Genomic DNA, 642 nt, shown 5'->3' with positions numbered 1-642 from the left:
AATGTCTCCGAATTCTCACTTGTAAACTCATTAGAATTGCTGCTGTATACATCAAGATACAGTGAAAATGTCCTCCCTGATAATGGGCTATAGCATACTGCATGATTTAAATGATAGCCTGGAGAAATACGACCACTACTACCATCCCTCACATTAGATATTAGCTCAAAGCTCTTACCATATGAATGGCTCAAATCTCCACCATCAATTGATATTAATAATTTATCTTCTGACTTAGTCTCTTCGTATACATAATCAATATTATAAACATTAGAAATAAAACCCAAATTCGAATAAGAAAATGTATTCCTTTGCAGTCTCTTAAGTGTATGTTTCACTCCACTTTTTTCATTGAGATAGCCTGATATTTGCGTAAGGTTCAAACTCTTGGTTGCAAAACACCCGGATAACATCTCAAGCAAATACTTTTGTTGGGGCTTTGTAATATAATCATGAAGATTTCTTGTGATGTTAAGCATTTTTTCCTTCACATTTTTAGCAATTTCACCTATCATAAACTGCCTCCATTTTGTTGTTATTGTTGCTTTTTTTGCTAAAAATAACATACAACATTTTGGAGGCATTATCAATCGTAAACAACTGTCAAATATAACTTCTTATATAAAAATGGGGTGATGGCAG

General features: G+C 33.0%; 1 pseudogene. It reads right to left on the bottom strand.

The features are described 5' to 3' along the window. Positions 1-515: pseudogene (locus LF845_RS11760) on the bottom strand (transposase); the annotation flags it as partial. Between the last annotated feature and the right edge of the window lie 127 nt (positions 516-642).

The sequence above is a fragment of the Deferrivibrio essentukiensis genome, assembly GCF_020480685.1.
Lineage (GTDB): Bacteria > Chrysiogenota > Deferribacteres > Deferribacterales > Deferrivibrionaceae > Deferrivibrio > Deferrivibrio essentukiensis.
The sequence above is the reverse complement of the archived record's forward strand: the minus strand, read 5'-3'. Positions and strand labels throughout refer to the sequence as shown.